This is a genomic window from Actinoplanes sp. NPDC004185, from assembly GCF_053603475.1.
The window spans coordinates 1-17,974 of sequence record NZ_JBSGFR010000066.1 but is presented as its reverse complement, the minus strand read 5'-3'; the positions used below and the strand labels follow the sequence as shown (position 1 = coordinate 17,974).

Sequence of the window (17,974 nt, the reverse complement as noted above, 5' to 3'; positions counted from 1 at the left end):
GACACCGCGAGATGCCCGGCCGGTTCCCGGCCGGTCAGGCGGTGGCGGTCACCGGGCGGCGGGCCCGGCGTTCGGCGGTGAAGCTCAGCGCGGCCAGCCCCAGCCCGGCCGCCGCCAGCCCCACCCCCACCCAGGTCGGGGCGAGGTAGCCGTAACCGCGCGCGATCACCACCCCGCCCAGGGCCGCCCCGAGGCTGTTGGCCACGTTCATCGCGGACTGGTTGACCGCCGCGCCCATCAGCTGCGCTCCCGGGGCCACCGCGATCAGCCGGGCCTGCAGCGCCGGGCCCAGGAACAGGCTGGTCGCGCCGATCAGGAACGCCCCGGCGAACAGGCCCGCGGCCGTGTCCGCGACCAGCCCGAAGAAGATCACCGCGGCGATCACCGAGCCGAAGCCGATCAGCATGCTGCGCCGCAGGTCGCGGTCGGCGAACCAGCCGCCCAGGGCGTTGCCGACGGTCATGCCGAGCCCGACGGCGACCAGCACCCACGGCACCGTGCTCGCGGCCAGGCCGGTGACGTCGGTCGTGACGGGCGCGATGTAGCTGTCCACGGCGAAGAAGCCGGCGAAGCCGACCGCGGCGGTGGCCGCCACCAGCCAGACCTGCGGCTTGCGCAGCGAGCGCAGCTCGGCCCGCGGTGAGCCGTCGGCCACCGCGGCGACGGACGGCACGATCATCAGCACGGCGACCAGGGTCGCCCCGAAGACCAGGGCGATGACCAGGTACGCGACCCGCCAGCCGGCTGCCTGCCCGAGCCGGGTGACCAGCGGTACGCCGACCACGTTGGCCGCCGTCAGCCCGCTGAGCACGGCGGCGTACCCGCGGGCGGCGTTGCCGGGGCCCATCAGGGTGGCCGCGAGCAGTCCGGCCGCGCCGAAGTAGGCCCCGTGCGGGAGCGCCGCCACGAACCGCGCCACCAGCACCAGCTCGAACGTCGGCGCGATGGCCGACGCGACGGTCCCGGCCGCGAACAGCACCAGCAGGCCGAGCACGAGCTTCTTGCGGGGTACGCGGGCAGTCAGCGCGGCGATCGTCGGCGCACCGACCACCACCCCCAGCGCGTACGCGGTGATCGTCCATCCCGCCTGTGCCACCGCGTCCGGCGCCGACCGGGCGTACGCCGCGGGCAGCAGGTCGCGGGCCACCTCGGGCAGCAGCCCCATCGCGGCGAACTCGGTCAGGCCGATCGCCACACCGCCCAGGGCCAGCGCGAGCAGGGCGGCCCAGCGGTGCCTACGGCTCAGATGTTCCACGAGGGCCGACTTTAGCAACGCCGTTGCGTAATAGAGTGGCGACATGGCGGACCTCACGTTCCTGCGCGGCTACAACGAGGCCCTGGTGATGGCCGTGGCCCGCACCCGGCCGGCGTTCGAACGCGCGACGATCGCCGGCACCACCGGGCTGACCCCCCAGGCGGTGTCCAAGGTGCTGGCCCGGCTGGTCGAGCACGGCCTGATCGCGCCCGCGGGCGTGCGCCGGTCGGCGATCGGCAAACCGGCGAGCGTGTACGAGCTGGTCCCGCACAGCCGGTTCGCGATCGGCGCGCATGTGGCCCGCCGTACTCTCCGGCTCGTCCTCACCGACCTGGCCGGCGCCGTCCGGCACTCGGTGGTGACTCCCCTGCCGCCGGATTTCACCCCCGCGACGCTGCTGGACGAGCTCACGACCGGCGTGGACCGGATCGCCGTCGCGCACGAGCTCGGCGCGCGCCTGACCGGGGTGGGCATCGGCATGATCGGGCCGCTGGACCACGCCCAGGGCACCGTCCGGGACGCCCACCGGTTGCGGCACTGGCACGACGTACCGCTGCGGGAGCTGGCCGAGCAGGCCCTGGGCCGGCCCGTGCACCTGGACAAGGACGTCACGGCCGGGGTCACCGCCGAGGCCTGGCGGCGCGGCCCGGCCTTCCGGGACGCCGCCCTGGTCATGGTGGAGTCCGGGGTGGGTGCGGGTCTGTGGCTGGGCGGCGCGGCCCATCGCGGGTCGCACACGAACGCGGGCGAGTTCGGCCACACGGTGGTCGAGCTGTCCGGCCCGCCGTGCGTGTGCGGGCGGCGGGGCTGCCTGGAGGCGGTCCACGACCGGGCGGTGGCCGGTGGGGACATCCGGGCGGCCGCACAGGTGCTGGCCGTCGGCATCGTGAACCTGGTGCAGACCCTGGACGTGGCCCAGGTGGTGCTGGCCGGCGCGGACCTGCTCGCCCACGCGGAGATCTACCGGGCCGAGGCCGAGGCGGCGATCCGTACGCAGGTCCCCCGGGCCGACTGGCAGCGGGCCGGCATCACGCTGTCGAGCCTCGGCGCGGACGTGATCGCGGCCGGCGCCGCGATGCAGGTCCTGGACTCCCGCTACGGCATCCCGGACCCGGTCCGGCTGGAGTCGGCGGGGGCCCGGCCGCGTCACCCGGCCTGAGCCGACTTGGGTGCGGCGCGGATGTGCGCCCGTTCGCCCTGCCGGCCGATGAGGCTGAGGAACTCGACGGGCCCGGCGCTGGTGGCCCCGAACCAGTGCGGGGTGCGGGTGTCGAACTCGGCCGCCTCGCCGGGCTGCAGGATGAGGTCGTGCTCGCCGAGGACCAGGCGCAGCGTGCCGTTCAGGACGTAGGCCCAGTCGTAGCCCTCGTGCGTGCGCAGGTCGGGCTCGCGGTTGTCGTCGCCGGCCGGCAGAACGAACTTGTACGCCTGGATGCCGCCCGGCCTGCGGGTCAGCGGCAGCACGACAGCTCCGTCACCGCCGGCGATGGGCCGCAGGTTGACCCGCGGGTCGCCGGTCAGGGGCGCGTCGACGAGCTCGTCGATCGTGACGCCGTGCGCGCGGGCGAGCGGCAGGAGCTGCTCCAGCGTCGGGCGGCGCAGGCCCGCCTCCAGCCGGGACAGCGTGCTGACGGAGATGCCGGTCTCCTCCGCGAGCGCGGTGAGCGTGATGTCGCGGCGCATCCGCAGCTGCTTCAGCCGGGGCCCGACGGCGTCGAGGGTGCGGTCCAGTTCCTCATCCATGCCCTCATTTTTCCATTCGGCAAAGAACTTTGCACATCTGCTTGGTCAGGCCGCACGCTCACCGGTATGGAATTCGACAGGGACTACTGGGAACACCACTGGCACCAGGCGCACCCGGGGGCTCCGGCCACCCACCCCTACCTGGCCCGCGAGACGAGCGGTCTGATCCCCGGCACGGCGCTGGACGCGGGATGCGGCACCGGCGCCGAGGCGGTCTGGCTCGCGTCCCACGGCTGGCAGGTCACCGCGGCCGACATCTCCGCCGCTGCCCTCGCCCGCGCCGCCGAGCAGCCGGGCGCCGAGAACGTGCGGTGGGTCCAGTCCGACCTCACCACCTGGTACCCCGATACGCGGTTCGACCTGGTCACGACCCACTACGCCCACCCGGCGATGCCGCAGCTCGCGTTCTACCAGCGCCTCTCCGGCTGGGTGGCGCCCGGCGGCACGCTGCTGATCGTCGGCCACCTGCACTCCCCGGCAGCGAAGGCCGTGGTGAAGCTCGCGGACATCACCGCGACCCTGGACAGCTCTCAGTGGCACATCGCGACCGCCGAGGAGCACGAGCGTACGGCCGGCGGGCACTCCCTGCAGGACGTCGTCGTCCGCGCCACCCGGCGGTCCGGCAGATGAGCGCCCCCGGCCCGACCATCCACGACCCGCGCCGCCGCCGCGCGATCCTGGTCGCGGTGTGCATCGCCCTCATGGCGGTCATCGCCTCGGTCTCCGGGCTGAACGTCGCACAGCAGGAGATCGCGGTCGCGTTCGGCGCCTCGCAGAGCACCGTCCTGTGGATCATCAACACGTACACGATCAGCCTCGCCGCGCTGCTGCTGCCGCTCGGCGCTCTGGGCGACCGGTGGGGCCGGCGGCCGGTGCTGGTGGCCGGCCTGATCGTCTTCGGCGCGGCGAGCGCGGTGGCCGGCCTGGCCCCGTCGGCCGAGGTCATGATCGCCGCGCGGCTGCTGAGCGGCGTGGGCGCCGCGATGATCATGCCGGTCACCCTGGCCGTCATCACCTCGACGTTCCCGGACGGGGAACGCACCAAGGCGATCGGCGTGTGGACCGGCGTCGCCGGCGGTGGCGGCATCCTCGGCATGTACCTGTCGGCGGTCCTGGTCGACGTGGCCGACTGGCGATGGCTGTTCGTGCTGCCGGTCGCCCTCGTCGCCGTGGCCGTCGTCCTGGCGCTGCGGTCCGTCCCGGACTCCCGCGAGGAGTCGGCACACGGCTTCGACATCGTCGGCTCGCTGGCCTCCGTGGTCGCCGTGGTCGGCCTCGTCCTGGTCCTCCACGAGGGCCCGGTACGGGGCTGGACCGCCCCGGTGACGCTGGTGAGCCTGCTGATCGGCGTCCTCGGCACGGCCGGCTTCGTGGCGTGGGAACTGCGCCGGACGGCTCCGCTGCTGGACGTGCGGCTGTTCCGCGAGCGTGGTCTCGCCAGTGGCTCCCTGGCCCTGCTGACGGTGTTCGGGGTGCAGGCCGGGATCTTCGTGGTGCTGTTCCCGTTCCTGCAGGCGGTGCTCGGCTGGTCCGGCCTGCGTTCCACGCTGGCGCTGATGCCGATGGCGGCGACGATGATGCTGGCCTCCGGGCTCGCCCCGCGGATGGCCGCCCGCCTCGGTGGCCGCTCGACGATGGCAGCCGGCATCCTGCTGGGCGGCGTGGGACTGGCCCTGATGGCCACGTCGGTCTCCATCGAGGACGGCTACCTCTCGGTGCTGCCCGGCATGCTCGCCATGGGGCTCGGCATGGGCCTGACCCAGACGCCTGCCACCGAGGCCATCACGTCCGCCCTGCCCCGCGAACGCCAGGGCGTCGCGTCCGCGCTCAACGACGTCACCAGGGAGTTCGGTACGGCCCTCGGGGTGGCGCTGCTGGGTGCGGTCCTCTCCGCCGGCTACCGGAACGCCGTGGACGCGCGGCTCGGCGCTGTCCCGGCCGACGCCACTGGCGCCGCCCGCGAAGGCATCGCCAACGCCCTCGCCGCCGCCGGCAGCGCCGGCGGCCAGGCACCGGCGCTGATCCGGGCCGCCCAGGAGTCCTTCGTGGAGGGATGGCAACAAGCCATGTGGGCCGGAGTCGCGGTCATGGCGGTGCTGTTCGTCTACTTCCTGGCGCGTGGGCCCCGGCGCACTGCGCCGACCGGCCCGTCAGCCGCGACGGCTCCGACGAGCGACGCGGTCGGCCGATGAGCCGGGCTCACCGCACCGGACGCCGGCCCGGCCGGCCGGGCTCATCGGCCGCCGGCCATCGTGATGCCGGCGGATCACCCCGACGTGTTCGAGGTCGCGCAGCCGCTGCGACAGCACGTTCGGACCCGCCCCGGGCAGGCCCGTCCGCAGATCGCTGAACCGCAACGGGCGCAGGAGCAGCTCGCGCACGACCAGCAGAGCCCACCGCTCGCCGATGAGGTCGAGCGCGTGGGCGATGCAACAGTGGTGCAGCTCGTCGACATGTCGACGACGACTTCGCACGGGGCTTCGATGCCCGGGTGCGCACCCACTTCATCACAGCGACGGCGGCCATCCGGCCCGTGGCCACGCGCGGTGGCGGACGATCCACATGCTGACCGCGAGCCCGGACCGCACCGGCACCCGTTGGCTGGCGGCTTCGGGGTGCAGTGCGCCTGCGGTCGGCGGCTGGTGTCGACCGGGTCTTCGACATCCATGCCCGCAACGCCGGCACGATCCGCGCAGAGTTCGACGCGGCCAGGGCCGGCCGGAGGTTGCTGCGGCGCCTGCCGGGCCTGGCCGAGGTCGCTCAGGTCGCGGTGTGGCCGGCCGGCGACCGGGTCACCGCGGTCACCGCGTCGATCACCGACGTGACCCTGCGGCGAACTGCTCGGCCGGGGCCGGTGCTCAGCCGTTCCAGGTGTCGATGACCTGGTTGCCGTGTTCGAAGCCCAGCGTCGACAGGGTCGCCGTGCCGAGCTTCAACAGCCCGCCGCCGCTGGCCGGCAGCCCGATCCACCGGGCCCCCGCCACCCGCAGCGAGTGGCCGTGGGCGATCAGCGCCACGTCGCCCTGCCCCAGGAAGGTGCGGGCGCGGGCGAGCACCCGGTCGAGCCGGGCGCCGACCTCGGCCGGGGACTCCCCGCCGGGGGCGCCGTCGGTCCACAGCGACCAGGACGGATCGCTCTCGTGGATGGTGGCGCTGGTGATGCCCTCGTACTCGCCGTAGTTCCACTCGGCGAGGTCCTCGGTGGTCTCGGTGACGGTCAGGCCGGCCAGCTCGGCGGTGCGCAGGGCCCGCTTGCGCGGGCTGGAGATGACGGCCGCGAAGCTGCGGCCGGCCAGGCGCTCACCGGCGACCCGGGCCTGCTGCTCCCCCGCTCCGGTCAGATCCAGATCCGTGTACGAGGTGTGCTTGCCCACCGCACTCCACTCGGTCTGCCCGTGCCGGATGAGCACGATCTCCGCCATGACGCCCCCTGTTCGGTCCCGCTTGTTCCTACCCCACCGACGCCCCATCCATCCCGCCGTCAGGCCGAAGACCGCGGGTCCCGCACCCGCCGGGCCGGCGGCGGACCGGTGGGCGCGGCCACCGGGCGACCACGCACGGACCCGGCAATCGGCGGGAGCGACGGTCAGCACCATGCAACCAGGCACGACCGCCGTCAGAAGTTGATCTCAGCTGGTGATCTCAGCCGGCCAGCAGGTCCTCGAACGAGGTCGTGAGCGCGAACGGGTCCTGGACCGTCACCGGCTCGCGCCGCTCGATCTCGCGGGCGAGCTCGCTGGCCGCCCGGCCGATCCGGCCGCGCAGCTGGCCCTCGCTCTCGTCGCCGCCCCAGTCCTCGGACGCGGCGTAGACCGCCGTCGGGACCGGCACGGCCCGCAGGTAGGCGAACATCGGCCGGACCGCGTGGTCGAGCGCCAGTGAGTGCCGGGCCGATCCGCCGGTGGCCGCGATCAGCACCGGCTTGTCGGTCAGGGCGTCCTGGCCCAGCACGTCGAAGAACGACTTGAACAGGCCGCTGCAGGACGCGTTGAAGATCGGCGTGACCGCGATCATCGCGTCGGCGGACCCGACGGTGTCGAGGGCCCGCTTCAGCGGTGCCGGCGGGAAGCCGGTGAGCAGGTGGTTCATCAGGTCGTGGGCCAGGTCGCGCAGTTCGATCACCTGGACCGACAGCTGGACGCCGAGGCCGGCGGCCGCCGTCACCGCCGCCGCGGACAAGCGGTCCGCGAGCAGGCGGGTGGACGACGGCTGGCTCAGCCCCGCCGAGACCACGGCGAGGGTGCGCTGCTTCATGCCTGCACCTTCTCCTTCGTCTCCGCCGCAGCCGCTTCGAGCAGCGAGGCGTGGGTGGGCGCGTCCGGCACGTGGGCCGGCTTCAGCGCGGCGAATTCCTTGCGCAGCACCGGTACGACCTCCTCGCCGAGCAGGTCGAGCTGCTCCAGCACGGTCTTCAGGGGCAGGCCGGCGTGGTCCAGCAGGAACAACTGGCGCTGGTAGTCGCCGGCGTAGTCACGGAAGCCCAGCGTGCGGTCGATGACCTGCTGCGGGCTGCCGACGGTCAGCGGCGTCTCCTTGGTGAAGTCCTCCAGGCTCGGGCCGTGGCCGTAGACCGGCGCGTTGTCGAAGTACGGCCGGAACTCCTTGACCGCGTCCTGGCTGTTCCTGCGCATGAACACCTGGCCGCCGAGGCCGACGATGGCCTGGTCCGGGTCGCCGTGGCCGTAGTGGGCGTAGCGCTCGCGGTAGAGGCCGACCATGCGCTGGGTGTGCTCCTTGGGCCAGAAGATGTGGTTGGCGAAGAAGCCGTCGCCGTAGTAGGCGGCCTGTTCGGCGATCTCGGGGCTGCGGATCGAGCCGTGCCAGACGAACGGCGGGATGCCGTCGAGCGGGCGCGGGGTCGAGGTGAACGACTGCAGCGGGGTACGGAACTTGCCCTTCCAGTCGACGGTGTGCTCGCGCCACAGCCGGTGCAGCAGGGCGTAGTTCTCGATCGCCAACGGGATGCCGGCGCGGATGTCCTTGCCGAACCAGGGGTAGACCGGCCCGGTGTTGCCGCGGCCCATCATGAGGTCGACACGGCCGTCGGCGAGGTGCTGCAGCATGGCGTAGTCCTCGGCGATCTTGACCGGGTCGTTGGTCGTGATCAGCGTCGTGGACGTGGACAGCAGCAGCCGCCGGGTACGCGCGGCGACGTGGCCGAGCAGCGTGGTGGGCGACGACGGCACGAACGGCTCGTTGTGGTGCTCCCCGAGCGCGAAGACGTCGAGACCGACCTCCTCGGCCTTCTCCGCGATGGCCACGATGGCCTTGATCCGCTCGTGCTCGGTCGGCTGCCGCCCGGTCGTGGGGTCCGGCGTGACGTCGCCGACAGTGAAGATCCCGAACTGCATGACCGCTCCTGAGCTCCGGGGCGGAACCTGACGTCCCGCACTGCCCCGCACAACGCCTTTGACTCGTCAACTATTTCAGATTCAAAGGACTTGGCGGAAGTGGGTTCCCGGTCACACCGCGGGGCGGCCGTCCGCGCCGCCGGGTGCGTGACCACCCGACGGCGCGGAAGGCTCATCGGCCCTGCAGACGCTTCACGTTGTCGCCGAAGGTCCAGCCCTTCGAGCCGTCCCAGTTGGCCGACCAGGTCATCAGGCCCTTGAGGCTGCCGTTGAAGCTGTTCCACGACTGGGTCACCAGCGCCGGCGTCATGTAGCCGCCGCCCGCCCCGACCTGCGCCGGCAGGCCCGGGACCTGCTTGTCGTACGGGACCCGGATCGTCGTGCCCTGGATGACCAGGCCGTTGTTGAGGCAGGTGGTCTGGGCGACGAAGCCCTGCACCGTGCCGGCGCCGTACGAGTCACCGGCGCAGCCGTACATACTGCCGTTGTAGTACTGCATGTTCAGCCACCAGAGCCGGCCGTTGTCCGCGTACTTCTTGATGATCGGCAGGTACGAGCCCCAGATCGAGCCGTACGTGACGCTCCCACCGGTGACGTACGCGGTCTCCGGGGCCATGGTCAGCCCGAAGTTGGCCGGCATCCGCGCCAGCACGCCGTCGATGATCCGGATCAGGTTGGCCTGCGAGGGCGACAGGGTGGTGATGCTGCCGCTACCGGTGAGCCCGGTCTCGATGTCGATGTCGAGGCCGTCGAAGTTGTACTGCTGCAGGATCGGCACGATCGTCGCCACGAACCGGTCGGCGACCGCGCTGGAACTCAGGTCGATGCCGGCCGCCGCGCCGCCGATCGACATCAGCAGCGTCGCGCCGGCGGCCTTGGCCGCGCACATCTCGGCCGGGGTGGAGACCCTCACACCGGCGTCCATGCCGTTCTCCCACAGCACCGTGCCGTCGGAGCGGATCACCGGGAACGCCGCGTTGATGACGTTGTAGCCGTGCTGGCCGAGCCGGCTGTCGTTGATCGGGACCCAGCCGAAGCCGGGGTGCACGCCGTTGCTCGCACCGTCCCAGTTCTCCCAGTAGCCGACGAGCACCTTGCCGGCCGGCCGCGACTTCACCGCGCAGGTGGAGCTGCCGGGCGGCGGGGTCGTCGGGGGCGGGGTCGTGGGCGGCGGGGTGGTCGGCGGCGGAGTGGTGGGCGGCGGGGTCGTCGGGGGCGGGGTCGTCGGCGGCGGGGTCGTCGGGGTGCCGCCGGTGCAGGAGCCGAGGTCGCGCCAGAGGGACGGGGTGGCGGCGGGGTTCCAGCCCGCTCCGGCGTACGCGGTGTGCGTCACCAGGGCTGAATAGAGCTTGCCGGCGTACGTCACCTGGGTGCCGGCGGTGTAGGTGTTGCCCTCCGCCCACGCCGGTGCGGAACAGACCACCGCGGCGGCGCGCACCGGAGCGGCGTTCACCGCCGCCATGCTGCTCGGCGCGAGGGCCACGGCCGTCGCCATGGTCACGGCCGCACCGGCTACCAGCGCGACAAGGGTACGACGTCTGTTCATGGCCGCTCCTGACCCATCGATGACCTGCCCCGTCCCCCATATCTTCACGGCGATGAACTTAAATATCAAGGATTGTTAACAGAGAAGCGGTTCGCCCGAGTGGGCGACGCCCGTTGGGGTGGTGGTCCAAGATGTAAGGAAACCGTGCTGCGCGGCGCGTGCTATCGCCCGCGCCATGTCGTAAGTTGCACCGCAGAACTCGGGGGTGTACCGAAGTACTAGAGTGGAGTAGGTCGCCATTTCGGGGCAGCTTCCACGACCGCGACCGCTACCATCGCCGGAGGAAGTCTCGTGCCCGTAGGGGATCCGCGTTTCGACTCGGCGATCGACATCGCGCCGCCGCGGGTCGATGCCGAGCCGTCGGTCAACGCCGACTTCCCCTGGGACGTCTTCGACTCGGCCGCGTATTTCGAGCACAACTACAGCTCGCTGCGCGGTGACGACGAGCAGATCATCGACATCGTGGCCGGTTTCTTCCAGTCCAACGAGCAGCGCCGGTTGCGGGCCCAGGCCATCGACGTGGGCGCCGGAGCCAATCTCTACCCGGCTCTGGCGATGCTGCCGTTCGTCGCCGAGCTGACGCTGTGCGAGCGCGCCTTCTCCAACCGGCAGTGGCTCGAGGCCGAGATCCTCACGCCGCACCCGTCGTGGTGGCAGTTCTGGTCACATATGAACGCGGGGCGCGCGGCCTACCAGCCGATCAAGAACCCGTTCGATCTGCTCGGCCGGCGCGCGCAGGTGACCAAGGGCAACATCTTCAGCCTCCCCGCCGGCAGCTACGACATCGGCACCATGTTCTTCGTCGCGGAGTCGATCACCAACCGCGAGTCCGAGTTCGTCCGCGCGACCCGCTCGTTCGTCGGCTCGCTGAAGCCGAGGGCCCCGTTCGCGGCCGCGTTCATGCGAAACTCCTCCGGCTACCGGGTCGGCAACCGCAGTTTCCCGGCGTGCTCGGTCGACGAGGACGACGTCCGGTCGGCGCTGGCCCCGGTGGCCGCCGGTGTCACCATCCAGACAGTGGAAAGCAAGGGCCTGCGCGACGGCTATTGCGGAATGATGGTGGCCACCGGCTTCAAGAAGGCGTAACCAGACCCACGGACGGGTAGGTGACGGCGCACCGATGCAGATCCAGCCACGTCAACAGCTCCTCGACATCTGGCGGGCGATCGCCCGTGTCTCCTATGCGGACGGTGGCTGGCGCTTCGGCGGCCGGGACGGCGCCAATTCCATCAGCGACGCCGAGCAGCTGCTGTGCCTGATGGCCCCGGCCACGGAGATCCCGATCTTCCGGCTGGACAATCCCGACGCCGCCAACCGCGACGTGCTCGACGCGCTGGACGCCCTCGGCGACGACATCCAGGTGCCGCAGCGGCTGATGGAGGCCCTCACCTCCTACATCAAGCGCTACACCGCACCCGACGGGACGCCGAGCTTCTCCGGGGGCTCCTACTTCCGCCCCGAGTTCGAGGGCGAGGAGATCAAGATCGAGCAGCGCGAGCTCGACGTGGTGGACTCGTTCTCCATCTCGGTGACGCTGATGCTGGCGATCCTCGGCTTCACCCAGGTCTTCCGGCAGATCGTCAGCCGGCCCCGGCTCATCGAGCAGGTGACCGAGCTGGAGGAGCGGGCCAGCCAGCGCCTCACCGCCGCGATGGTGGGCCTGCTGCGCAGCTTCTCCGTCAATGTCTTCCCGGCCGACGAGCCGTACGGCCGGGAGCTGATCCGCACGGTCAACCAGGAGCGCCGCCCGACCCTGCAGGTGGTCGAGGAGCTGCGCGAGGCCCTGCGGGAGATCAACGCCCGGCTCCGCGACGACGTCACCATCGGTTCCGGTGCCGCCGAGGGCAGCGAGCTGGACCTGCCCAACCGGCTGTTCGAGTGCGGCTGGAGCTGGGGACTGGTCAGCGACGCACCGCAGATCGAGACCACCTCCGACGTCGGCGTGCAGCGCGCCGGCGTGGCGCAGAACGCCCCCTATCTCTACTTCACCACCGTGGCCCTGGACGCCATCCAGGCGCTGTCCTCGGAACGCACCCGGCTGCTCGGCCTGCTGGACGAGGCCCAGCTGAAGCTGGCCCAGGCGTTGCAGCTGCGCTTCGAGCTGACCCGCTCGTACTGGGCGACGGTGGCCACCTTCGGATCCGGCCGGTGGCCGCTGGAGGACCTGCCCTGGCGGACCACCGACGGCGTGGAGTTCGACTACTTCAGCCTGCTGGTCAGCGGCATGGTCGTGCAGAACATGGTCGCCGTGCGCGCCACCAACGCCGATCTCACCCGGGTCGCGGGCGTGCTGGACGAGCTGGCCAACCGCAGCCGCATCACCCGCCGCTCCTCGGAACGCGAGTCCGCGCTGGACGTGCACCACCCCGGCCTGCGCTTCGTGCTGGAGGGCAGCGAGAACGTGGGCGGGCCCCGGCTGGCCTGGACGGTCGCCGACATCTCGCCGCTGCTGCTCAAGCGCACGCTCAACCTGGCGAGTCTGCTGTCGGACGGCACGTCGCGCAGCCGGCTGCTCGACCTCTCCGGCGAGCTGTGGAAGCACCTGCAGGAACGGCTCATCGCCGAGGGCTCGCAGCACGGCCTGTGGGACCAGCCGGCCGGCGCCTACCCCCAGCTCAACGTGAAGATGACCGAGGCCTCCTGGTATTACACCAAGCGGGTGGTCGACTGCCTGGTCACCGCGGCCCGGGTGATCAACGAGCCGCCGCTGCGCAGCGAGGTGCTGGCCCAGCTGGCGGCCGAGCTGCTCAACGAGGCCGACCACCTGTACGACCGGGAGCGGCTCAACGGATCCACCTACAGTGGACAGTCGCTGCGCGAGGAGCTCAAGCAGATCGGCGTGGAGCTGGAACGGGCCCGCACCGTACGCCGCGAGCGTCCGGGCGTGGCCGTCGCGGTGACCCAGGAGGTCCTGCGCCGCCTCGATCACCTGTCCGCGGCCCGCCGGGCCACCATCGGGCGCAGCTGACCATGCTCGTCTTCGCGACCTCCGACAAGGGCGGGACCGGGCGCACGGTCACCAGCAGCAACGTGGCCTACCGGCACGCCCTGCAGGGCGGTGACTGCTGCTACCTGGACTTCGACTTCGGCTCCCCGACCTCCGGCGCCATCTTCGACCTGCCCGAGGCGTTCGCCGGGGTGCCGGAGGAGGGCCTGCACAGCTATCTGGTGGACGGCGTCGCCGCACCCCGGCGGATCGACATCTGGACCGAGTCCGAGCGGGACGTGCTGCGCGGCCGGCCCGCCGGAGCCGGCCGGTTGACGCTGTTCCCCGGTGACCGCGGCAAGGGCGAGTTCCAGGCCCACCCCGGCATCGTGGAGCGCTGTGTGGAGCTGCTGGTCCGGGCGGACGAGGAGTTCGACCTGGTCATCGTCGACCTCAGCGCCGGACGGTCGTACGCCACCGAGATCGTGCTCGCCGCGACCGCCGCCCTGCCCGACGTCGAGGCCCGCTGGCTGGTGTACCACCGCTGGACCCGGCAGCACATCATCGCGGCGAGCGGCCTGGTGCACGGCAAACAGGGCATCCTGGAGTCCGGCGTGCAGCACGGCCACGACCCCTCGGCGCTCAAGGACGCGATCCGCTTCGTCCGTACGGCGGTCGTCGACCTGGCCTCGCCCGATCAGGCGGGCCTGCGCCCCGAGCAGCTGGCCTGGCTCGACGTGTGCAACGGGCGGCTGCAGGAGCTGGCCAGCCGGCACAAGGTCGGGCGCACCACGGTCCTGGGCGAGATTCCCCTCGACCCGGTGCTGCAGTGGCAGGAGCAGCTGCTGTCCGACGACGACGTGTGGCTGCACCGCACGGCCAACCAGCGCACCGTCGACGCCTTCGACGCGCTGGCGAAGAAGGTCGTGGACGACTCCGCGTGGATCGGGCTGTGATCGCGTACGACGGCGTGTTCATCGAGCAGAGCGCCACGCCGGTGGTGCGCCGGGTCCCGCTCGCGCATCTGTCCATCGAGCTGGGCCACCTGTACATGGACGACTTCACCGCCGGTCCGGGCCGGCTGGCGGCCCAGTTCGAGGCCGTCCGGCCGTGGGCCGACGCCGCGCGCCGGGCGTGCGCCGAGGAGCTCGGGCCGAGGCCGCCCCGGGTGAGCACGTGTTTCCTGATCGACGACTACTTCACCCGCTTCAGCACACCGCGGGCCGTGATCGGCGACCTGGTTGCGGCCGCGCAGGCGGCGGGCGTCGAGATCGACTACGTGGCCCGCGAATCGGGATGCGCCACCGCCGACGGCGTCGACGTGGCCACGCTCGTGCGCCAGCACCTGGTCGCCGAGCCACCCGAGGGTGACAACGGCAGCCGGCCACCGACGGCCGTGAGCGGCTGGCTGAGCAACGGCGAACGCGGTGGCGCGGCACCGGCGTCGGCGATGGCGGCCCCGCGCGCGTGGCAGCCACCCCGGCAGAGCGCGGTACGCAACCACTCCATCTTCGTCGACATCGAGCTGTGGAGCGGGCCCGCGGACCAGCCGTACTGGTCGTGCCCGTTCCTGGCGGCCGTCTGGCAGCTGCAGCGGCTCGGACTGATCCGGCACCTGGGCGAGCCGGTCGGTGAGCCGCAGCTGATGGCCGTGGCCGACGTGCCGGCCGAGTGGGAGCGGATGCCGGCCGTCGTGCAGCTCAACCCGCGGGCGGCGCCGTTCCGGGCGTACCGTACCTTCACCGCGATGGCCGCCCGGTTCCTGCCGATCGAGCTGGCCGTGCGCACGATCCTGGGTCAGGTGGCGGTGGACGCCACGGTCGCGGAGCAGGTGCGGGAGCGGGCCACCGGCGAAGGCGTCGACCTGCCCGGCGAGGTCGTCGACCGGATCCGCTACGCGTTCCTGTAGGGCACCGGCACGCCGTCGGGGCCGCGCGAGACCTCCCACAGCTCCCGGAAGAGCTGCGCGCACTCCTTGACCCGCGAGTCGGTCAGCACCAGGCGGGTCTCGGCGATCTGGGCGTGCTTCGGGTCGGCGGTGGTGGTCGGGTTGGTCTCGTACGCCAGGGTGTCGTCGAAGATGATCAGGTCCCGGACCTGGACCCGCAGCGGTGGCGGCACCGCCGCCCGGTCCAGCAGCCGCACGTCGATGCGCATCTCCTGCTGTTCCTCGCAGGCCCGCCGGATGGCCGGGTCGTCGGCCATCGCGGGCGAGTCGAGCACGAAGATGCGCCGCACCCGCTTGCCGCCGCCGGCGGCCCGCCGCTGCGCGTCGAGATACCGCTGGCCGATCTCGCTCTGCCACAGGTCGTGGTCGACGGCCGTCATGCTGATCGCGTCGATGCTCATCGTGGCGTTGCGGGTCAGGCCCAGCAGCCAGTCGCGGTCCTCGCCGTAGTAGGTGACCGTGCCGCCCTCGGCGAGCTGCTTGAGGAAGTCCGAGGTCTCCTTGATCTTGTTCTGCACGAAGTGGTAGACGATCGGCGGCGAGGCCGGGGAGATCTGCGTCGAGTTGCGCACCAGCTGGGTGACCAGGTCGGTCTGCAACGCCGACGCCTCGATCAGTCCGAAGAGCTCGGTGGCCTCGCTGATCTCGGAGAAGGCCGAGCCGACCATCGCCCGCATCTCGGTCATGCCGTCCTTCTCGAGCTGCTCCACCGCCGCGAGCCGGTTCTCGAAGTCGACCAGGAACCGCAGGATCAGCGCGATGCCACCGATCAGGATGGACAGCGTGATCTGCACGTGCTGCGGCTGGTTGAGCGCGTTGGTGATCAGGAACGTCGCCCCGCCCAGACCCACGGTCAGCAACGCCTTGCGGGTCACGCTCGAATGCTCGGACGACTGTCCGACCAGCGACATCACCGCGGACCTGCCGCGGCCAGCGCCGTGACCGCACCGACCGAGAGCTGGTCACGGATGCGGCGCACCAGAGTGTCCCACTGCCGGCTGAAGCCGGGCCGGCGGTCCAGGGCGGCCCAGACGGCGGTCGAGATCTCCGCACCCCGGGCGGCGGGCATCCACAGGTGCAGCAGATAGTCGATGGCCGGCAGCAGCCGTTCCAGGGCGGCGCGGCGTTCGACGACCCCGAGAGCGCTCTTGCCGACGATCTCCAGCAGCGTGCTGAGCAGCCAATCGTGCAGGGCGACGTCCTCGGCGAGCGCGGTCAGCTCCGGTACCGGCGGCGGCTGGTCGCCGGGCACCGCCAGTTCCAGCAGGCGCAGGTCGTCGGACCGGACGGAGTAGCGGACCCGCGGTGTGGCCGCGGTGCCGGCGAACCGGGCCGTCCAGCGCAGCCGGGTCCGCGGCGCCCGCAACCGTACGGGGCCACCGCGCGACGCCGAGCGCTGCACCCGGTCGGCCACCCGGCCGGCCATCGCACCCAGGTCGAGGGAGTCGCCCGGCCGGTCGGGCCCGCCGAGCGCGGCGGCGACCTCGTCCCACCGGGTACGGCCGAGCGTCTCGATGACGCCCGGACGGGTCAGATAGTGCGACCAGGGCTGCCTCGCACTGCCCTCGCCCCGGACGAGCGTGGTCACCGCGGAGCCCTGCACGACATGGCCACCCGTGATCGCGGCCCGTTGCAGGGCAGTGCCGACGCCGCGCACCCGCCGGGCCTCGGCGGCGGAGCCCAGTCCACAGTCGACGCCGACGGGTATCTCCGGTGAGCGGACGTACGCGGTGGGGCGGTGGGACACCAGGACCGGCTCGCCGACCACGAGGTCCACCAGGCGGCGGGCCTGGTCGGCGGTCACCGGGTCGGGTGCCCGCAGCAGTCCGGTGTGCACCTCGCCCGCGATCAGCATTCGGCTCCCCCATGCACGGCGGTACGGAGCACCGGGGAGACACCGGACGGCGCGCAAGGGTCAGCGGTGACCGATGACTCCCCAGCGGCGCGGCCCCGTGCCACGCGTGTCGCCAGCCTGTCGATTGGACCGCATCCCATCCCGGAATGCAACACGCTCAGTATCCGGAATCGAACAGTCGGTAGAGTTCGCTAGCACCTGACGGGCGGGCCGGACAACCTTCGCAGGCCATTGTCCGCAATCGCCGTACATTTACGTTCCTCGACGGGACAACGGCCGGTACCCGGTTAGCGTCGGACGATGACCTCTGCCCGACCCGATGTCCTGACCATCGGCGCCGGTGTATCAGGCCTGACCACGGCCGTCCGGCTCGCCGAGGCGGGACTCCGCGTCCAGGTCCGCGCGCAGCGCAGACCCGAACAGAGCACTTCGGCCGCGGCCGGGGCGATCTGGGACCCCATCTACGCCAACCATCCGCTGGTGCTGAGCTGGAGCACCCGCAGCTACGACGTCTTCCGCGACATGGTCCACGCGGGCCGGCCGGAGGTGCGGCTCGTGCCCGGCGTGGAGGCCTCACGCCGGCGCATCCCGTCCCCGGGCTGGGCGCGCGATCTGCCGGGCTTCCGGGAGTGTGCCGCCGCCGAGCTGCCCGACGGCTTCGCCAGCGGCTGGCGCTACACCGCGCCGATCATCGACATGCCGCCGTACCTGGCCTATCTGGAGCGGCGGCTGGTGGCCGCGGGCGGGACGGTGGAGATCGGGCACGTGCGCTCGCTCGGCGAGGTGTCCGCGCCCGTGGTGGTCAACTGCAGCGGGATCGGGGCGCGTGAGCTGGTCCCCGATCCGGAGGTCGAACCGATCCGCGGCCAGCTCGTGGCGGTCCGCAATCCGGGGGTGCGGGAGTTCTTCGCCGAGCACACCGAGGAACTGGAGGAGATGACCTACCTGCTCCCCCAGGGCGACGTGCTGCTGCTGGGCGGCAACGCCGACAAAGGACAGAGCGACCCGGAGCCGGACCCGGAGGTGGCCGCCGGGATCGTCGCCCGGTGCGCCGGGATCGTGCCCGCCATCGCCGAGGCCCCGGTGCTCGGGCATCGCACCGGCATCCGGCCCCAGCGGCCGGAGATCCGGCTGGAGCACGTGCAGCTCGGCGGGCGGCACGTGGTGCACAACTACGGGCACAGCGGCGCGGGGGTCAGCCTGTCGTGGGGGTGCGCGGACAGCGTGCTGGAGATCGTCCGGACCTTGGTCTAGGTGTACTAACCACAGACGTTGTTGATGTTCGGCGTGGTGTCTTGATCGAAAGGGAGACCTCCGGAAGGAGTGGCGGTGCTTGACGTCGCCGTTTCG

General features: G+C 71.9%; 18 protein-coding genes. 9 read left to right on the top strand and 9 right to left on the bottom strand.

Features of this window, described 5'->3' with window-relative positions:
- Window positions 1-34 precede the first annotated feature (34 nt).
- Window positions 35-1,255 carry an MFS transporter gene (locus tag ACWEOZ_RS40185; RefSeq protein ID WP_451915932.1) on the bottom strand — a complete coding sequence of 407 codons (1,221 nt, stop codon included), beginning with the start codon at window positions 1,253-1,255 and terminating at the stop codon, window positions 35-37.
- A gap of 43 nt (window positions 1,256-1,298) precedes the next feature.
- Between ACWEOZ_RS40185 and ACWEOZ_RS40180 the strand changes: the two genes are divergently transcribed.
- Window positions 1,299-2,414: an ROK family transcriptional regulator gene (locus ACWEOZ_RS40180; RefSeq protein WP_451915931.1), complete on the top strand. Its 1,116-nt coding sequence runs from the start codon at window positions 1,299-1,301 to the stop codon at window positions 2,412-2,414.
- Here the strand turns inward: ACWEOZ_RS40180 and ACWEOZ_RS40175 are convergent.
- Window positions 2,402-2,998 carry a helix-turn-helix domain-containing protein gene (locus ACWEOZ_RS40175; RefSeq protein ID WP_451915930.1) on the bottom strand — a complete coding sequence of 199 codons (597 nt, stop codon included), beginning with the start codon at window positions 2,996-2,998 and terminating at the stop codon, window positions 2,402-2,404. The two genes, ACWEOZ_RS40180 and ACWEOZ_RS40175, sit on opposite strands and share 13 nt — an antisense overlap.
- Before the next feature lie 66 nt (window positions 2,999-3,064).
- Here ACWEOZ_RS40175 and ACWEOZ_RS40170 point away from each other — a divergent pair, with 66 nt between their 5' ends.
- Both ACWEOZ_RS40170 and ACWEOZ_RS40165 read left to right on the top strand, forming a co-directional pair.
- Window positions 3,065-3,628 (top strand): class I SAM-dependent methyltransferase, encoded by a 564-nt coding sequence (locus tag ACWEOZ_RS40170; RefSeq protein WP_451915929.1) that lies wholly within the window; start codon window positions 3,065-3,067, stop codon window positions 3,626-3,628.
- Window positions 3,625-5,190 carry an MFS transporter gene (locus ACWEOZ_RS40165; RefSeq protein WP_451915928.1) on the top strand — a complete coding sequence of 522 codons (1,566 nt, stop codon included), beginning with the start codon at window positions 3,625-3,627 and terminating at the stop codon, window positions 5,188-5,190. Before ACWEOZ_RS40170 ends, ACWEOZ_RS40165 begins: the two co-directional genes overlap by 4 nt.
- Here ACWEOZ_RS40165 and ACWEOZ_RS40160 read toward each other — a convergent pair.
- Window positions 5,149-5,472: a winged helix-turn-helix transcriptional regulator gene (locus ACWEOZ_RS40160; protein ID WP_451915927.1), complete on the bottom strand. Its 324-nt coding sequence runs from the start codon at window positions 5,470-5,472 to the stop codon at window positions 5,149-5,151. The genes ACWEOZ_RS40165 and ACWEOZ_RS40160 overlap by 42 nt on opposite strands.
- Before the next feature lie 146 nt (window positions 5,473-5,618).
- On the opposite strand from ACWEOZ_RS40160, the gene ACWEOZ_RS40155 reads away from it, so the two are divergent.
- Window positions 5,619-5,879, top strand: coding sequence for a hypothetical protein (locus ACWEOZ_RS40155; RefSeq protein WP_451915926.1), 261 nt, complete (start codon window positions 5,619-5,621; stop codon window positions 5,877-5,879).
- Here ACWEOZ_RS40155 and ACWEOZ_RS40150 read toward each other — a convergent pair.
- From ACWEOZ_RS40150 to ACWEOZ_RS40135, 4 genes are all read right to left on the bottom strand, one after another.
- A complete protein-coding gene (locus ACWEOZ_RS40150; protein WP_451915925.1) occupies window positions 5,857-6,420 on the bottom strand; it encodes a histidine phosphatase family protein in 564 nt (187 codons plus the stop codon). The genes ACWEOZ_RS40155 and ACWEOZ_RS40150 overlap by 23 nt on opposite strands.
- 220 nt (window positions 6,421-6,640) lie before the next feature.
- Entirely contained in the window at window positions 6,641-7,252 is a 612-nt protein-coding gene (locus ACWEOZ_RS40145; RefSeq protein WP_451915924.1) for an FMN reductase, read from the bottom strand.
- Complete coding sequence (locus ACWEOZ_RS40140; protein ID WP_451915923.1) at window positions 7,249-8,349, bottom strand: LLM class flavin-dependent oxidoreductase; 1,101 nt, start codon at window positions 8,347-8,349, stop codon at window positions 7,249-7,251. Before ACWEOZ_RS40140 ends, ACWEOZ_RS40145 begins: the two co-directional genes overlap by 4 nt.
- A 172-nt stretch (window positions 8,350-8,521) precedes the next feature.
- Complete coding sequence (locus ACWEOZ_RS40135) at window positions 8,522-9,895, bottom strand: carbohydrate-binding protein (protein WP_451915922.1); 1,374 nt, start codon at window positions 9,893-9,895, stop codon at window positions 8,522-8,524.
- A 291-nt stretch (window positions 9,896-10,186) separates the two neighbouring features.
- Here ACWEOZ_RS40135 and ACWEOZ_RS40130 point away from each other — a divergent pair, with 291 nt between their 5' ends.
- From ACWEOZ_RS40130 to ACWEOZ_RS40115, 4 genes are read left to right on the top strand one after another with little or no spacing between them, the layout of a single operon-like run.
- On the top strand, window positions 10,187-10,981 hold the full coding sequence (locus ACWEOZ_RS40130; protein ID WP_451915921.1) for an SCO2525 family SAM-dependent methyltransferase: 795 nt from the start codon (window positions 10,187-10,189) through the stop codon (window positions 10,979-10,981).
- A 34-nt stretch (window positions 10,982-11,015) separates the two neighbouring features.
- Window positions 11,016-12,863, top strand: a complete 1,848-nt coding sequence (locus tag ACWEOZ_RS40125; protein ID WP_451915920.1) for an SCO2524 family protein — start codon at window positions 11,016-11,018, stop codon at window positions 12,861-12,863.
- Between the two features lie 2 nt (window positions 12,864-12,865).
- Window positions 12,866-13,777, top strand: coding sequence for an SCO2523 family variant P-loop protein (locus ACWEOZ_RS40120; protein WP_451915919.1), 912 nt, complete (start codon window positions 12,866-12,868; stop codon window positions 13,775-13,777).
- Window positions 13,762-14,730 (top strand): SCO2522 family protein, encoded by a 969-nt coding sequence (locus ACWEOZ_RS40115; RefSeq protein WP_451915918.1) that lies wholly within the window; start codon window positions 13,762-13,764, stop codon window positions 14,728-14,730. The genes ACWEOZ_RS40120 and ACWEOZ_RS40115 overlap by 16 nt, the downstream gene beginning before the upstream one ends.
- Here the strand turns inward: ACWEOZ_RS40115 and ACWEOZ_RS40110 are convergent.
- Together ACWEOZ_RS40110 and ACWEOZ_RS40105 are read right to left on the bottom strand one after the other, a co-directional pair.
- A complete protein-coding gene (locus ACWEOZ_RS40110) occupies window positions 14,715-15,680 on the bottom strand; it encodes a DUF6879 family protein (protein ID WP_451915917.1) in 966 nt (321 codons plus the stop codon). The two genes, ACWEOZ_RS40115 and ACWEOZ_RS40110, sit on opposite strands and share 16 nt — an antisense overlap.
- Entirely contained in the window at window positions 15,680-16,624 is a 945-nt protein-coding gene (locus ACWEOZ_RS40105; RefSeq protein ID WP_451915916.1) for an SCO2521 family protein, read from the bottom strand. Before ACWEOZ_RS40105 ends, ACWEOZ_RS40110 begins: the two co-directional genes overlap by 1 nt.
- Window positions 16,625-16,924: 300 nt before the next feature.
- Here ACWEOZ_RS40105 and ACWEOZ_RS40100 point away from each other — a divergent pair, with 300 nt between their 5' ends.
- Window positions 16,925-17,878: an FAD-dependent oxidoreductase gene (locus tag ACWEOZ_RS40100; RefSeq protein ID WP_451915915.1), complete on the top strand. Its 954-nt coding sequence runs from the start codon at window positions 16,925-16,927 to the stop codon at window positions 17,876-17,878.
- Window positions 17,879-17,974: the final 96 nt, after the last annotated feature.

Excerpts from the sequence above, each read along its gene's own strand:
- ACWEOZ_RS40145 (WP_451915924.1), bottom strand. The coding sequence starts at position 7,252 with ATGAAGCAGCGCACCCTCGCCGTGGTCTCGGCGGGGCTGAGCCAGCCG.
- ACWEOZ_RS40100 (WP_451915915.1), top strand. The coding sequence starts at position 16,925 with ATGACCTCTGCCCGACCCGATGTCCTGACCATCGGCGCCGGTGTATCA.
- ACWEOZ_RS40175 (WP_451915930.1), bottom strand. The coding sequence starts at position 2,998 with ATGGATGAGGAACTGGACCGCACCCTCGACGCCGTCGGGCCCCGGCTG.
- ACWEOZ_RS40150 (WP_451915925.1), bottom strand. The coding sequence starts at position 6,420 with ATGGCGGAGATCGTGCTCATCCGGCACGGGCAGACCGAGTGGAGTGCG.
- ACWEOZ_RS40105 (WP_451915916.1), bottom strand. The coding sequence starts at position 16,624 with ATGCTGATCGCGGGCGAGGTGCACACCGGACTGCTGCGGGCACCCGAC.
- ACWEOZ_RS40180 (WP_451915931.1), top strand. The coding sequence starts at position 1,299 with ATGGCGGACCTCACGTTCCTGCGCGGCTACAACGAGGCCCTGGTGATG.
- ACWEOZ_RS40170 (WP_451915929.1), top strand. The coding sequence starts at position 3,065 with ATGGAATTCGACAGGGACTACTGGGAACACCACTGGCACCAGGCGCAC.
- ACWEOZ_RS40135 (WP_451915922.1), bottom strand. The coding sequence starts at position 9,895 with ATGAACAGACGTCGTACCCTTGTCGCGCTGGTAGCCGGTGCGGCCGTG.
- ACWEOZ_RS40165 (WP_451915928.1), top strand. The coding sequence starts at position 3,625 with ATGAGCGCCCCCGGCCCGACCATCCACGACCCGCGCCGCCGCCGCGCG.
- ACWEOZ_RS40120 (WP_451915919.1), top strand. The coding sequence starts at position 12,866 with ATGCTCGTCTTCGCGACCTCCGACAAGGGCGGGACCGGGCGCACGGTC.
- ACWEOZ_RS40140 (WP_451915923.1), bottom strand. The coding sequence starts at position 8,349 with ATGCAGTTCGGGATCTTCACTGTCGGCGACGTCACGCCGGACCCCACG.
- ACWEOZ_RS40125 (WP_451915920.1), top strand. The coding sequence starts at position 11,016 with ATGCAGATCCAGCCACGTCAACAGCTCCTCGACATCTGGCGGGCGATC.
- ACWEOZ_RS40110 (WP_451915917.1), bottom strand. The coding sequence starts at position 15,680 with ATGTCGCTGGTCGGACAGTCGTCCGAGCATTCGAGCGTGACCCGCAAG.